Source organism: Ruegeria sp. AM7, assembly GCF_056535965.1.
Map to the genome: position 1 here is coordinate 2,967,204 of NZ_JBQFJE010000003.1, position 15,012 is coordinate 2,982,215.

General features: G+C 59.4%; 14 protein-coding genes. 10 read left to right on the plus strand and 4 right to left on the minus strand.

Features of this window, described 5'->3' with window-relative positions; genetic code table 11:
• Nucleotides 1-28: 28 nt before the first annotated feature.
• From ACR3EG_RS18835 to ACR3EG_RS18845, 3 genes are all read left to right on the plus strand, one after another.
• A complete protein-coding gene (locus ACR3EG_RS18835; RefSeq protein ID WP_480497036.1) occupies nt 29-2,947 on the plus strand; it encodes an error-prone DNA polymerase in 2,919 nt (972 codons plus the stop codon).
• 47 nt (nt 2,948-2,994) lie between these two features.
• On the plus strand, nt 2,995-3,408 hold the full coding sequence (locus ACR3EG_RS18840; RefSeq protein ID WP_480497035.1) for a group III truncated hemoglobin: 414 nt from the start codon (nt 2,995-2,997) through the stop codon (nt 3,406-3,408).
• A 107-nt stretch (nt 3,409-3,515) separates the two neighbouring features.
• On the plus strand, nt 3,516-4,454 hold the full coding sequence (locus ACR3EG_RS18845; RefSeq protein WP_480497034.1) for a DMT family transporter: 939 nt from the start codon (nt 3,516-3,518) through the stop codon (nt 4,452-4,454).
• A gap of 9 nt (nt 4,455-4,463) precedes the next feature.
• On the opposite strand, the gene ACR3EG_RS18850 is transcribed toward ACR3EG_RS18845, so the two are convergent.
• Complete coding sequence (locus ACR3EG_RS18850; RefSeq protein ID WP_480497033.1) at nt 4,464-5,174, minus strand: NYN domain-containing protein; 711 nt, start codon at nt 5,172-5,174, stop codon at nt 4,464-4,466.
• Nucleotides 5,175-5,284: 110 nt separating this feature from the next.
• Entirely contained in the window at nt 5,285-6,397 is a 1,113-nt protein-coding gene (locus ACR3EG_RS18855; RefSeq protein WP_480497032.1) for an S-(hydroxymethyl)glutathione dehydrogenase/class III alcohol dehydrogenase, read from the minus strand.
• 129 nt (nt 6,398-6,526) lie between these two features.
• Between ACR3EG_RS18855 and ACR3EG_RS18860 the strand changes: the two genes are divergently transcribed.
• The gene (locus ACR3EG_RS18860; protein WP_480497031.1) at nt 6,527-6,814 is read left to right on the plus strand and encodes an I78 family peptidase inhibitor; all 288 of its coding nucleotides are present in this window, start codon (nt 6,527-6,529) and stop codon (nt 6,812-6,814) included.
• 61 nt (nt 6,815-6,875) lie between these two features.
• Nucleotides 6,876-8,528 carry a DUF6504 family protein gene (locus ACR3EG_RS18865; RefSeq protein WP_480497030.1) on the plus strand — a complete coding sequence of 551 codons (1,653 nt, stop codon included), beginning with the start codon at nt 6,876-6,878 and terminating at the stop codon, nt 8,526-8,528.
• Nucleotides 8,529-8,543: 15 nt separating this feature from the next.
• On the opposite strand, the gene ACR3EG_RS18870 is transcribed toward ACR3EG_RS18865, so the two are convergent.
• On the minus strand, nt 8,544-9,269 hold the full coding sequence (locus ACR3EG_RS18870; protein WP_480497029.1) for an SDR family NAD(P)-dependent oxidoreductase: 726 nt from the start codon (nt 9,267-9,269) through the stop codon (nt 8,544-8,546).
• Between the two features lie 189 nt (nt 9,270-9,458).
• Here ACR3EG_RS18870 and ACR3EG_RS18875 point away from each other — a divergent pair, with 189 nt between their 5' ends.
• The 5 genes from ACR3EG_RS18875 to ACR3EG_RS18895 are packed head-to-tail and all read left to right on the plus strand — an operon-like array spanning nt 9,459 to nt 13,656.
• Nucleotides 9,459-10,781 carry an NAD(P)/FAD-dependent oxidoreductase gene (locus ACR3EG_RS18875; RefSeq protein ID WP_480497028.1) on the plus strand — a complete coding sequence of 441 codons (1,323 nt, stop codon included), beginning with the start codon at nt 9,459-9,461 and terminating at the stop codon, nt 10,779-10,781.
• Nucleotides 10,744-11,280, plus strand: a complete 537-nt coding sequence (locus ACR3EG_RS18880) for a chalcone isomerase family protein (RefSeq protein WP_170755155.1) — start codon at nt 10,744-10,746, stop codon at nt 11,278-11,280. Before ACR3EG_RS18875 ends, ACR3EG_RS18880 begins: the two co-directional genes overlap by 38 nt.
• Nucleotides 11,280-12,503, plus strand: a complete 1,224-nt coding sequence (locus ACR3EG_RS18885; protein ID WP_480497027.1) for an MFS transporter — start codon at nt 11,280-11,282, stop codon at nt 12,501-12,503. The genes ACR3EG_RS18880 and ACR3EG_RS18885 overlap by 1 nt, the downstream gene beginning before the upstream one ends.
• Entirely contained in the window at nt 12,500-13,117 is a 618-nt protein-coding gene (locus tag ACR3EG_RS18890; RefSeq protein WP_480497026.1) for a DUF3833 domain-containing protein, read from the plus strand. Before ACR3EG_RS18885 ends, ACR3EG_RS18890 begins: the two co-directional genes overlap by 4 nt.
• Nucleotides 13,114-13,656 (plus strand): DUF3833 domain-containing protein, encoded by a 543-nt coding sequence (locus ACR3EG_RS18895; protein WP_480497025.1) that lies wholly within the window; start codon nt 13,114-13,116, stop codon nt 13,654-13,656. The genes ACR3EG_RS18890 and ACR3EG_RS18895 overlap by 4 nt, the downstream gene beginning before the upstream one ends.
• Before the next feature lie 51 nt (nt 13,657-13,707).
• On the opposite strand, the gene ACR3EG_RS18900 is transcribed toward ACR3EG_RS18895, so the two are convergent.
• Nucleotides 13,708-14,715 (minus strand): porin, encoded by a 1,008-nt coding sequence (locus ACR3EG_RS18900; protein WP_480497024.1) that lies wholly within the window; start codon nt 14,713-14,715, stop codon nt 13,708-13,710.
• Between the last annotated feature and the right edge of the window lie 297 nt (nt 14,716-15,012).

Sequence of the window (15,012 nt, forward strand, 5' to 3'; positions counted from 1 at the left end):
CAAAAGGTGAATATAATGTGGAATCGCCATGTATGCCGAATTGTCGATCACGTCGAATTTCACCTTTCTCACCGGGGCCTCGCACCCCGAGGAGTATATGCAGCGTGCCGTCACCCTTGGCCTGCCCGCCATCGCGATTGCCGATGACAACTCGGTCGCCGGGATCGTGCGCGCCCATACCCAGGCGCGCGAGATCACCCGAAAGGTGCGCGAACGTGTGGAATGGGAGGGGCACAACACACCCATCGGCCCGCCCTGCCCCGGTCACATCCCCAAACCGCCCTCCCACCCGATCCACGCGGTGCCGCGCCTGATCCCGGCCGCAAAGCTGATCTTTACCGACGCGCCCACCGTCACCGCCCTGCCTCTGAACCGGCAGGGCTGGGGCAATCTGTGTCGCATCCTGTCCGCAGGTCGCCTGCGCGCCGAGAAAGGCGATTGTATCCTGCACCTGTCCGACCTGATGGCGTTCTCCGACGGTCTCCACCTGCTGCTCTGGCCACAGGCGATCCCGTCGCAGGGCGGCGCGGACGCATGGCGGACACAGGCGCAACAGCTGACGCGCCGCTTTGCCGGGCGGATGCATCTGGTGATGCATCCCAGATATGATGGTGCAGATAGCACATATTTTGCCTTATTAGAGACTGAATCACAGTACCTCGGCCTGCCCACCCTCGCCAGTGCTGCGCCGCTGATGCATCACGGCGCGCGGCGCAAGCTGGGCGATGTGCTGACCGCCATCCGCCTGCGCCGCAAGGTCGATGATCTGGGCCGGGATGCGCTGGCCAATGGGGAACAGCGCCTGCGGTCCAAGGCCGAGATGCTGCGCATTTTCAAAGGCCATGAAGGGGCCGTCACCCGCGCCCATATGCTCAGCGAACAGCTGACATTCTCGCTGGATGAGCTGCGCTATGAATACCCCAGCGAGGGCAGCGAGCAGGAAACCCCGACCCAGCGCCTGCACCGTCTGGCGCATGAGGGGCTGAACTGGCGCTATCCGGCGGGCGCGTCCGACAAGGCCAAACAGATGCTTGCCCATGAACTGACCCTGATCGGCAAGCTGAAATACGAGCCCTATTTCCTGACCGTCCGCGATATCGTCACCTTCGCCCGATCCCGCGATATCCTGTGTCAGGGGCGCGGTTCGGCGGCCAATTCGGTGGTCTGCTATTGCCTCGGCATCACCGAGGTCAGCCCCGAGCTGGGCACGATGGTGTTCGAACGCTTCGTCTCCGAGGCGCGGGACGAACCGCCCGACATTGACGTCGATTTCGAACATGAACGGCGCGAGGAGGTGATCCAGCATATCTATGACCGCTATGGCCGCCATCGCGCCGGGCTCTGCGCCACCGTCGTGCATTATCGCGGCAAGCGCGCCATTCGTGAGGTCGGGCGGGCGATGGGCCTGACCGAGGACACGATCTCGGCGCTGTCCTCGCAGCTCTGGGGGTTCTTCTCGGCCAAAGGGCTGGAGGCCGAACGGATGCGCGAAATCGGCCTTGATCCCGAAGATCGCCGCCTGAAACAGACTCTAATGCTGGTCTATGAGATCGACGGCTTCCCGCGTCACCTGTCGCAGCATGTGGGCGGGTTCATCATCACCGAAGGCCGGCTGGACGCGCTTGTCCCTATCGAAAACGCCACGATGGAGGGGCGCACGGTCATCTGCTGGGACAAGGACGATATCGACAGCCTTGGCATTCTGAAGGTCGATGTGCTCAGCCTCGGGATGCTGACCTGTATCCGCAAGGCGTTCGACCTGATTCAGCACCACCACCACACCGGCTATAGCCTCGCCACCCTACCGCCCGAAGATCCAAAGGTCTATGATATGCTGTGCAAAGCAGACTCTATTGGGGTGTTTCAGGTGGAAAGCCGGGCCCAGATGAACTTTCTGCCCCGGATGCGGCCGCGCAATTTCTATGATCTGGTGATTGAGGTCGCCATCATCCGCCCCGGCCCCATTCAGGGCGATATGGTCCACCCCTATATCCGCCGCCGCAATGGCGAGGAGGAGGTCAGCTTCCCCTCGGACGCCTTGGGTGAGGTGCTGGGCAAAACGCTGGGCGTGCCGCTGTTTCAGGAACAGGCGATGCAGATCGCCATCGTCGGCGCGGGGTTTACTCCGGAACAGGCCGACCGGCTGCGGCGGTCGCTGGCGACGTTCAAAAAACATGGCAATGTCAGCGAATTCCGGTCCCTGTTCCTGCGCGGGATGGAGCGGAACGGCTATGAACAGGATTTTGCCGAGCGTTGTTTTTCACAGATCGAAGGGTTCGGATCCTATGGCTTCCCCGAGAGCCACGCCGCCAGTTTTGCGCTGCTGGTCTATGCTTCGGCCTGGATCAAATGCCACCATCCGGGCATCTTCGCCTGCGCGCTGCTGAATTCACAGCCGATGGGGTTCTATGCCCCGGCGCAAATCGTCCGCGATGCGCGCGAACATGGGGTGCAGGTGCGTCCGGTCTGCATCAATGCCAGTTTCTGGGACAATGTGATGGAGCCCGACGGGCGCGGCGGGCTGGCGCTGCGGCTGGGGTTTCGTCAGATCAAGGGTCTGAGCGAGGAAGACGCCAGCTGGTTAACGGCGGCGCGCGGCAATGGCTATACGCAGGTGGATGACGTGTGGCGGCGCGCGGGGCTGGGGCCGTCGGTGATCGAACGGCTGGCCGAGGCCGATGCCTTTGCCGCCTGCGACCTGACAAGGCGCGAGGCCCTGTGGCAAGCCAAGGCGATTGCCACCGCCAAGCCCCTGCCGCTGTTCTCGCAGGATCTGGAGGGCGAGGCCCTGGACGAGCCCGAAGCCCACCTGCCGCAGATGACGCTGGGCGAGCAGGTGGTCGAGGATTACGTGGCCACCCGTCTCAGCCTCAAGGCGCATCCGGTGGCGTTGATCCGGCACCTGCTGACGCCCGATCCGCGCGACAAAACCACGCCTGTTGCGTAGCAGCGGGATCAGTTATTGCCTGAAATAGAGACTGTTTCAGGATCAAAATGACCAGACCAACCCTGCCCCCACGCTTTCCGGCGACACCGGATCAGATCAACGCTCAGGTCGCCGCTTTTTACGCCCGCGTCCGGCAGGATGCCGTGCTGGGGCCGGTCTTCAACTCACATGTCCACGACTGGCCCGCGCATGAGGACAAGATCGCCGCCTTCTGGCGCAACGCCATCCTGTATGAGCGCAGCTATGACGGCAATCCGCAGCGGGTCCATATTGAACGTCCCGACGTGCAGCCCGACATGTTCGCCCATTGGCTGGACCTTTTCGAAGAGGTCGCCATCCAGACCCTGCCACCAGAGACCGCGATCCCGTGGGTCGCACTGGCCCGCCGGATCGGCGTGGGGATGAAGGCCGGTGTGCAATCTGCACGCCAACCCAAGAATGCGCCGCCAATCCTGCGATAGTACCCAAACAAAAAACCGATGTTAGCGGTAAAATAGAGGCTACCAGACTCGGCCAAATGGGGATAAGCAACAGGCAACCCACCTGACATACTGCCGAGACCTTCGTGATGACCACGCAAAACACAACCCTCAAGGGCCTTGGCTATGCGTTTGCAGGCTTTGCGGTCTTTGCCAGCCACGATGCCCTGATCAAAGTGCTGGGCGGCACCTATTCGGTGCTGCAGATCATCTTTTTCGCAACGCTGTTTTCCTTTGTTCCGATGGCCGTCACTATCCTGACCGACCGGGCGACCGGAAACTTTCTGCCCCACCATCCATGGTTGGTACTGCTGCGATCCGCCCTGATGGTCACGGGCATGTCCTGCGCCTTTTACGCCTTCTCGGTCCTGCCATTAGCCGAGGTCTACTCGCTGCTGTTTTCCTTTCCGCTGATCGTCACAGTCCTGTCCATCCCGATATTGGGTGAGGTCGTGCGCGCGCAGCGGTGGGCCGCTGTCGGAGTTGGCCTAATCGGCGTGCTGATCGTGCTGCGCCCCGGCGCGACCGAGATCACACTCGGTCATCTGGCGGCGCTAACGGCAGCCTTCTGCAGCGCCTTTGCATCCGTGCTGGTACGCAAGATCGGCAGTGAGGAACGTTCCGCCGTATTGATCCTGTACCCAATGTTGCTGGCGATTGGCGTCATGAGCCTGGCACAACCCGCCGTTTATTTGCCGCCCTCGTTGTTGCACCTGGCGATGATGGCGCTGGTGGGGGTGTTTTCGGTCATCGCACAGCACCTGATCATCCTAGCCTATCGCGCCGCACCCGCAGGCGTCGTGGCCCCAAGCCAATACAGCCAAATCATTTGGGCCACCCTGTTCGGCATGGTCTTCTTTGGGGAACGCCCAGACGGTTGGGTCGCAGTCGGTGCCAGTATTATCATTGCCTCGGGTGTTTATGTGGTCTGGCGCGAAAGCCGGTCGAATACATCGTCGGTCAACACGCCGGTCCTACGAGTCCGCTCGCCCCGGTCCGACACCGGAGCGTCGCGGCCGGGGAAGTAAACTCTACCTTCAAGGCTCTTTGCACCTGATCTTGAGATCGCCATTTGTGCCGTTCTTTTCAAAACGATCAATGGACCGCACAAGATCGCTCAGCCTTTTATGACCGTAGGTACGAGAGTCGAAGTCTGGATAAATCTTGCCTAACTGGCTCCCGACAAAAGCGAGGCTGGCCCAGCCATCGGGCTCATTCGTGTTAAGCACTACGTTTCGGATCAACTGATAGGCGTGGTTCAACTCATGCTTCGGCTTTGTGTTCTCAGTTTTCTTGGGTTGAGAAACCCCTACCTCCGGCTTTTCAATGTTCTCAATATAAATGAACCTGTTACAAGCCGCCACGAACGCCTTGGGCGCTTTGCGCTCTCCTATGCCGAACACGTCCAGGCCCTGTTCTCGAATCCGGCTGGCGAGGCGAGTGAAATCGCTGTCCGAAGAGACGAGAACAAATCCGCTGAACCTTCCGGAATGGAGAATATCCATAGCGTCAATAACCAATGCAATATCGCTGGAATTCTTGCGGCTGGTGTTTGCAAATTGCTGATGTGGAACAATGGCATACTCAGCCAACGAGGCCGCACCCCAACCTTGTGGTGCGCCCCCCGAAAAATCCCCATAGATGCGTCGCAGGCTTGCTTCACCCAGCGTTGCAACCTCTTCAAATATCTCGGCCACATGTTTTGCTGGTACATTGTCAGCGTCAATCAGGATCGCTAACCGATCCATAGTCTTAGTGCTCAAATCAATCCCTCAATATCTGATCTTATTCACTAGAGGGAATTTAATAATGAAATGGGCGGGCAAAAGCCCGCCCGCAACACTTTTTTCGAGTGCAATCAGTACACAACAACCGAGCGGATGCTTTCGCCCTTATGCATCAGGTCGAAACCGTGGTTGATGTCGTCTAGACCCATGGTGTGGGTGATCATCGGGTCGATCTCGATCTTGCCTTCCATGTACCAGTCGACAATTTTCGGCACATCGGTCCGGCCCCGCGCGCCACCAAAGGCCGTCCCGCGCCACGAGCGCCCGGTAACCAGCTGGAACGGACGGGTTGAGATTTCGGCCCCCGCAGGCGCCACGCCGATGATGATCGACTCACCCCAGCCCTTATGCGCCGATTCCAGCGCGGCGCGCATCACGCCCACATTGCCGGTGGCGTCAAAGGTATAGTCGCCGCCGCCCTTGGTCAGGTTGACCAGATAGGGCACCAGATCGCCCTCGACCTCGGCGGGGTTCACGAAATCGGTCATGCCGAACTTGGTCGCCATCTCGACCTTGGCGGGGTTCAGGTCAACGCCAACAATCTGATCGGCCCCGGCCAGACGCAGGCCCTGAATCACGTTCAGGCCGATACCGCCCAGACCGAACACAATCGCGCGGCTGCCGATTTCCACCTTGGCCGTGTTGATGACCGCACCGATCCCGGTGGTCACGCCGCAGCCGATATAGCAGATCTTGTCGAATGGCGCGTCCGGGCGCACCTTGGCCAGCGCGATCTCGGGCAGAACCGTGTGGTTGGCGAAGGTCGAGCAGCCCATATAGTGAAGGATCGGATCCCCATCCAGGGTCGAAAAGCGCGAGGTGCCGTCGGGCATCAGCCCCTGCCCCTGCGTTTCACGGATCGCCTGACACAGGTTGGTCTTGGGATGCAGACAGTATTCACACTCGCGGCATTCGGGGGTGTAAAGCGGGATCACGTGGTCGCCCGGCTTCAGGCTGGTCACGCCTGGGCCGACCTCGACCACGACGCCTGCGCCTTCATGGCCCAGAATCGCGGGGAACAGCCCCTCGGGGTCCGCGCCCGACAGAGTGAATTCATCGGTGTGGCAAATGCCGGTGGCCTTGATTTCCACCAGAACCTCACCCGCTTTGGGGCCTTCGAGGTTCACATCCATCACTTCCAAAGGTTTGCCCGCCTGAACGGCGACGGCGGCACGGGTACGCATAGTGTTCTCTCCCTGTCGACTTTGATCCGACCCTGCGTCAATTGCAGGGTACTTTCAACTGCGCTTTGGTGACAGACCGGCTAAGGATTTGATATTACAGAAACGACATTGCCGGAAAGAGGAACGCCAATGTACCGTTTTATGCCCACGCTGGCCCTACTGGCCGCCTGCACCCAGACACCCGCGCCCGAGGACGCGCCCCTGTCGCCCGAACCTGCGCCGGTTGATCTGGCGTTTTGTCTGGGTGAGCCCTTTACCAATTCCATTGGTCAACCTGTCTCGACCATTCAGGCCCAATTGCCTGAACGGTCCCGCGTTCTGGGGCTCGACGGCATTGCCACACAGGATTACCGGATCGACCGGCTGAATGTGTTTGTGGATGAGGCCGGGATCATTCGGCGCCTGACCTGCGGCTAGGCGTGGACTCGGCAGACGATTCTACGATAAAAACAAAATGGGAACATTTTGATGTCTGCCGATGCCAAAACGCCGAATACTCTCGCTCTGGTTTCCTCGTCTGGGGGCTGAACGGCTGATCCGCGCTGCGCGGGGGCTGCAGGATGGGCCTTTGGCTGTGGTGACCGAGCAGTCGAACATGCAGGTGATCACATCGCTGAACGCCACGGCGCAGACCGCCGGGTTGCGCGTGGGTCAACCAGTGCGCGATGCCCATGCCATGTGCGCCAATCTGGTGACACGCCCCCGCAACGCCCCGGCCGAGGCTGCGTTTCTGACCGCCCTGCGCCGGTGGGTAGGCAAGTTCAGCCCGTGGGTGGCTGAAGAAGCCCCCGATGGCCTGATCGTGGATCTGTCAGGCTGCGCGCATCTGTTCGGCGGGGAAGAAGCGTTGTTGAGCGTGATCGAAACCGACTGCGCAGATATGGGGCTGAGCGTACAGATGGGCATCGCCGACACGCTGGGCGCGGCTTGGGCGCTGGCGCGCTACGCGGGGCAAGAGGCCACGTCCGACCGCAATGGCGACGCCATCAGCCAAGAGGCCCGCGCCACCCGCGCCCGCGCCACCAAGCGGCGGCACTGGACCAAGGGCGGGGCCGCACCGCAAGTGGTGGCTGTGGGCAGTGGCGCGCGGATCGCGGCGCCGGGGCAATCCTATGGCGCGCTCAGCCCTCTGCCCATCGCGGCGCTGCGGCTTGAGGATCAGGTGGTCGCACAGCTGAACCGTCTGGGTCTGCGCCGGATCGGCGATCTGCTGGGGCAACCGCGCGCCGGTTTGGCGCGGCGCTTTGGACGCGGGCTGGTGCTGCGGCTGGATCAGGCGATGGGCAGCGCGCCCGAGCCGGTCTCCCCCGCCCGCCCGCCGCATCACTTTGCGGTGCGGATGACCCTGCCCAACCCGATCGGTCTGACCGAAGACGTCATGGCCGCCATCGACCGCGTTCTGCCGACGCTCTGCACCAAGCTGGAAGAGAAAGCGCGCGGGGTGCGGACTCTGCGGTTGGAAGCCCACCGCGCCGATCAGGCCGCCGAGGTTATCGAGGTCGGGCTGGCCCGCCCAACCCATGACAAACACCGTATTCGGCCTTTGTTAGAGATGAAAATTGACCAGATCGACGCGGGCTATGGAATCGACATGCTGCGGCTTGAGGCGGTGCAAACGGAACCCCTACACGCCCGTACCATGGCCGGCCATGCCGAGGCGCGCCGCGTCGCCCGCAACCGGTTGGACGGCAACACCGCCGTCGAAGACCTTACGGCCAAGCTGGGGGCGCGGGTCGGGTTGGAGGCGATCACAAGGCGGCACCCGGCGGCCTCGCACATCCCCGAGAAAACCGCACAGGTGCTGGCCGCTGCGTGGTCGGAGCCTGCGTACGACTGGCCCGCGCCGCCGCGCCCGCGCCCCTTGCAGATGTGGCAGCCCGAGCCGGTGATGGCCCCGGAAACCCCAGATGTTCCAACGACCTTTCGCTGGCGCGGGCGCAACTGGCAGTTGGCGCAGGCCACCGGGCCGGAACGGATCGCACCCGAATGGTGGTTGGATGACCCCAACTGGCGCAGCGGTGTGCGCGATTACTGGGTGGTTGTGACCGAACAGGGCGAACGGCTCTGGCTGTTTTACGGCCACGGCGGCACGATGTCAGCAGGCTGGTTTTGCCACGGCCAATTTGGATAAGCCCAATATTAGGGTCTATTTTCCGCGATACACCAGCCAATCCGGCAGGTAATCAATCAGCCGGATCACCCAGGAAAACGGCGCAGGAAAATCAGTGCGGAACCGACGGCGCGCCATGGCTTTGGCCACCCGATCCGCCGCGTCCTCGGGCGTCATCAGCATGGGCATCTTGAAACTGTTCTTCTCGGTCAGGCGGGTTTTGATGAAGCCCGGATTGACAATCCGCACCGTCACGCCAGACCCGGCCAGATCATGCCGCATCGTCTCTGCCAGAGACACCAGCGCGGCTTTGCTGGCCCCATAGCCAATTGCAGCAGGCAATCCATGGTATCCGGCCAGAGACCCGATAAGCGTGATCTCACCCTGTCCGGCCTTGACGAAACCGGGAACGGTTTCCCCCAACACGCGCATGGCCCCCAGATAATTCACATCGACCATACTCAGCGCGGTTTCCGTATCCCAATCGCCACTGCGCATGGGATCATAGGCCCCGGCGTTATAAACCAGACCATCCACCGCGCCCGCCCCGGCCACTGCGGCGCGAACCGAATCCAGATCGGTCACATCCATAGGGATTGCGCGAGCGTTGGGCAAAGTCTCACACATCTCGGCCAGACGGTCGGCATTGCGCGCGGATAAGATCAGATGCGCGCCCTGACGGCTGAGAGCTTGGGCCAAAGCCCGCCCCAGACCTTCGCTGGCACCAATGATCCAATAGGTTTTTCCGTCAAAGCTGCTCATTCCGCGACCGTTTCATATGTTGTGTTTCTTTTACGACCGCGACGGGGCGCTGGATCAAAAGCAGATCCGCCAAGTCTTTTGTAACCCGAGGTCACAACATAGTGCATTCAAGAAAAACACCTAAGCCGATTGATCCACCCCCGCCTATTCTGCGTATCTTGTTGTAATACGTTACATAACGAGGCTTGAATGTTCGACGAATCCCGGGGCGGCCGGAAAAAAATCGCAGTCATTGGCGCAGGCATCTCGGGTCTCTCCGCAGCTTACTACCTGTCAGAAAACAACGACGTAACCGTCTTTGAGGCCGAACCCCGACTGGGCGGTCACGCGCGCACGGTTATGGCCGGAAAGAACGGCGACCAACCGGTGGATACCGGGTTCATCGTCTTTAACTATGTGACTTATCCCTACCTGACCGCGCTATTTGACGAATTGAACGTTCCGGTCATCAAGTCGGAAATGAGCTTTGGCGCCACAATTGACAATGGCCGCATCGAATACGGGCTGAACAACCTGCGTACACTGACGGCGCAGAAACGCAACTTGGCCCGCCCCGCCTATTACAAAATGATCGCCGACATCCTGCGGTTCGGAAAAGAGGCCCCAGAGGCCGCCCAAGACGATGACACCACGATCGGAGAGTTGGTGGATCAGCTGCGTCTGGGTCATTGGTTCCGCCACAACTATCTGATGCCCATGTGTGGCGCGATCTGGTCGACCCCAGTTGAGTTCGTGGATCAGTTCCCGGCCCGCTCGTTGGTGCAATTCTTCCGAAACCACGCTCTGCTGGCCAGTGGACGCGCGAAGCAGCATCAATGGTATACCGTCAAAGGCGGTAGTATCGAATATGTGCGCCGCATCGACGCCGCGCTGCGCGCGCGCGGATGTGATATCCGATTGGCCTCTCCGGTTGATCACGTGAAACGCGACGATGTGGGTGTCACGGTCCACAGCCAAGGTCACGCGGATCAGTTTGACGAGATTATCCTCGCCACGCATTCCGATCAATCGCTGGCCATTCTGTGCGATGCCGCGACCGAAGCCGAGCGCGCGGCACTTGGCGCAATCCGGTATCAGCCCAATACAGCGATTCTGCATTGCGACGAACGCCAGATGCCACGGCGACGCGCCTGCTGGTCCAGTTGGACCTATCGGTCGCAGGCTGGAAATGTTGGCGTAACCTACTGGATGAACCGGCTTCAGAATATTCCGGACAGTGACCCCCTGTTCGTGTCGCTGAATGCTTCATCAGAAATTCCTGCGGATAAAATCTATGATCAGGTCGAATTTGCCCACCCGGTATTCGACAAAGCAGCCCTGAAAGCACAAGGGCAAATCCGCGAGATGCAGGGACAGAACCGAACCTGGTTTGCCGGCGCCTATAACAGGCACGGCTTTCACGAAGACGGGATTGCCAGCGCGATGCATGTTGTTGCGCAGCTGAACGGCACCCCGCAAACCCTCGGAGCTGAAAATGACACTCTTGCAAAAGGCCCGGCCATCCCTGCCTAAGGGTGGCTTCCGCGCGGCGTTGATTTCGGTGTTGCTGCTGGCCCCTGGCGGGCTTGCAGCCTCACCGGGCCTTAACACGCTGGACAACCCTCAACTGCATGGCACGGCAACCTACCGGTACTTGGGACTGCCTCTGTATAATGCACAGCTGTTCACACAGCGCGGTGCGTCGTTTGATTGGGGGCAGGACTTTGCCCTTGAACTTCAATACCGCCGCAACGTGACGAAAAAGGCGCTGATCAATTCGACACTGGATGAGATGGAGCGCATCGGCAGCCCGGCCCCAGTGCGCGATCAGCTTGAAACCTGCTTCAAGGCTGTGAAAAAAGGCGACCGATATCTGGCCGTATCAGATGGACCAGATCGCGTGTCTTTCTGGCTGAATGGCGCCAAGACCTGCACGATGTCCTATCCGGGCATCAAGCGCAGTTTCATGTCTGTTTTCTTGGGTGAAAACACGCGCTCGGCCTCCTTCTCGCAGAAGTTGCGGGGACAATAATGCTGTATCCGCGGGTCAGCCTCTATGCGCTGATGCTCGCCGCAGCGGGTATCCCGCTTTATATTCATCTGCCGCGTTTCGCCGCCGTCAATCTTGGTATCGGACTGAGCGTAATCGGTACTGTCCTGCTGGTGATACGGTTGGTCGATTTGGTGCAGGATCCTTTGATCGGCTGGGCCATCGACCGTTGGCCCAAGGCCCAGCTGGTGTTCGCAGCAATGGCTGCACTGGGATTGGCCGTTGGCTTTCCGATCCTCTTTAACTTGCCCGAAGGCGCAAGTATCGCAGCATTAGTCTTTGTTCTGGTGTTACTGTTTTCGGCCTACAGCCTCGGCACGATCCTTTTGTATGGCCGCAGCGCCACCCTTGCAAAACAGACAGATCCGAAAGAACTGATGACATTGGCCGCATGGCGCGAAGGCGGCCAATTGTTAGGAGTGGTCGTCGCAGCCAGTGCCCCTGCTCTGTTTCTGGCGTTCGGAGCGGCCGCTCAGGGATATCCAGCTTTCGGCATATTCCTGGGCCTGTTAGCGATGCTGACATGCGCGGTGACGTACCCCATTTGGCTGCGTACGCCGATAACCGGCGACGGGTTATCTTTTGCAGGGCTGGGTCAGGCAGGTGCGCTGCGTCTGTTGGCTTTGGCGCTGGTGAACAGTTTGCCTGTGGCCATCACGTCAACCTTGTTTTTGTTCTTCGTTGAAGATCGTCTGCAATTGGCTGGAAAAGCCGGGCCGTTATTGATCCTGTTTTTCCTCAGCGCCGGGGCAAGCGTTCCGCTTTGGGCACGCCTAAGCAACCGAATTGGCCCGAAACAGACTCTGATAATCGCCATGCCCCTTTCGATCGCAGGCTTCATCGGTGCCGCCACTCTGTCGGCGGGGAACCTGACTGGGTTCGCGGTGATCTGTATTGCATCTGGTGCCGCATTGGGCGCGGATATGGTCGTGTTGCCAGCGATGTTCTCGGTCGTACTGACGCGCGCTGGCCTGAACGCATCCGCGGCGTTTGGCATCTGGTCATTTGCGGGCAAACTGGGCCTTGCATTGGCCGCCTTTTTCACTTTGCCGCTGCTCGAACGCAGCGGATTCGCTCCGGGACAAGCAAACTCGGCCGAGGCTCTGAATACGCTCAACCTCGCCTACGCAGTGCTGCCCTGCATCCTGAAACTCGGCGCGTTCGGAATGGTTCTGACGTTGCCAACGGAGGTCACTTCCAAATGACACTTGTTGCCATCCTTTTTGCCGCCATCCTTTTGGTGATCATCGCAAAGCGGAGGTTCCTGAGCTTTCGCTCACAGGTGCCTGCGGACTACGCAAGCACAGGCCCTGCCTTTAACATGAAACAGAACCTGAACGGGGAAATCCTGTCCGAGGGGTTGATCTATGGACCCAACGGCAAGATGACCAACAGCTTTGTTGCCCGTATGGTTGGCGAATGGGACGGAAACACCGGTACACTGGCCGAGTATTTCACCTATTCCAACGGCAAGCAGATGACCCGCAAATGGTATCTGACACTTGGCACTGGCAACACATTTACCGCCACTGCAGATGACATCGTGGGCGAGGGTCAAGGCACGATCTCGGGGTCTACAGTCAAGTTGAAGTACCGGATCATTTTGCCGCAAGATTCAGGCGGGCATACTCTGGACGTGACCGATTGGATGTATCTGACCGAAAACGGTGTGATCATGAACCGGTCCGAGATGCGCAAGTTCGGAATAAAGGTTGCCGAACTGGTTGCCACGATGCGCCCTGCGCCCGAGGTCAAGACCGCGCATCTGAACGGGGCGAACGGCTATGATGCAGACAGCGAAGTGAGGCCGCTGCAATGACGATCCGGCGGCTTACTGTCTCAGCTCTGGCGATCGCGGGGATTGTGGCTTTGGCATCCTGCTCGGCCAAGCCGCGCGTTCCAAAGACGTTCCTGTCAGACCGGCAATTGAATCTGGAAGAATTCTTTGAGGGCGAAACTGTAGCCTATGGGCAGTTCCAAGACGTTCTGGGCAATGTCCCGCGCCGGTTTACCGTGGATATAGACGGCACATGGGACGGCAAAACGCTGACGCTTGTCGAAGATTTTGTTTATGACGATGGCGCCACGGAACAGCGGATCTGGACTCTGACCAAAACAGGTGAGGATACGTGGACAGGAACCGCTCCGGGCGTGCTTGGCACCGCCTCGGGTGTCGAGCGTGGGGATACGTTCAACTGGAAATACAAAATAGACCTGCCCATCAAAGAAGGCACAATGCGCGTGAACTTCGACGACTGGATGTGGCTGTTGTCGGATGACCGGTTGCTGAACCGCGCTTATGTTTCGCGTTACGGCGTGCGCTTGGGCGAGGTCATTCTGTTCTTTGAAAAGAAATGACAAAGGGCGGATCCAAGGACCCGCCCAATAGTCTGTATGGTTCAGATCAACTTAGAAGTTGAACTGAGCACCAAAGTCAGCGCGGATGCGGCCGTCTTCGTCACCGTCTTTGATCTCGCCAACAGCGCCACGCAGGGTTGCACCGTTGCCCAGGTCGTAGATGGCACCAACACCGATGTTGCGCGTGTCGTCATCCGCATTGCCGTCACCGTAAACGAACTGCAGGGTGGTTGCTGCGCCAACGTTGTAGGATGCCGACAGACCATAGGCAGTGCCGTTTTCGGCATCGTCAGCAACGTCGTCGTCTGCCAGGAACAGGGTGCCGTAGAAATCGCCCAGTTCTGCGCCGATGGTCAGAACGGCCAGGCTTTCTTTTTCAACGCCAGCGCCTTCGTCGGTTTCACCATAGGCCAGCGACGCGGTGATGTTGTTGAATGTGTACGAGCCGCTTACGTCCCAGCGATCGCGATCGTCAGTCTGACCCGCGCCCAGGAATTGAGTGTCCTGATCATACGAGGCCGAGAACGCGAAATCGCCGACGGTGTAACGGAAGAATACCGCGTTTGCACCGGAACCGGTCGAGCTGTACTCGAGGAACGAGTAGTTAACGCCAACGTATTGGCCAAGGAATTCTTCCAGGCCGGGTTCGTTGCCGAAATAGTCATCCAGGTTGTCGAACGAACCCGAGACGTTACCCGCGTCAACACGCAAGCCGCCGTAGATGACCGAGAAACGGGCGCCGTTCAGACCAGCTTCGTTCTGTTCACCGGTGGACGAGTCGTCGTCGGCCTGCAAACGAACGCGGCCCTGGAATTCGACACCGCTGTCGGTTTCGACATTGGCGTCGATGTTCAGGCGGAAACGCGACACCAGAACGGTATTGTCGGTCGAAGGATTGTTCACGTTGACGGCGCCGCCGGCGGTCGTGGTTGTGGTTTGTGCAGAACGATCTTCTTCGTAGCCAATACCAAAACGACCATAGCCGCTAAATTTAACTTCCGCGGCAGCAACGCTTGCGGTTGCGATCAGCGCGGTCGATGCGATGAGGAGTTTTTTCATGGTGTGATTCCATAAATTTCGAGAGGAGGACAGCCGCGCAATTGCGACTTGAGCTTCCATTCTTAGATTTACAGAAATTACGCAATATGTATCTTGCGTTTTTTTGTCAGCGCAATGGAGTCTGTTGCATCTTTGCACTGATCGTTGATCCCGCCGCAGCGGAGTTAGCGTTTATTTAAGAACCATTCGTGGATTCACCAGAAACATTACAAAGGTGTGATCAACAAAAGTGGCGGTGGGCCTTGAAACGGCCAAGCACCGGACTGTCGCATTGAAAATAAAGGTAAATTCAAAACC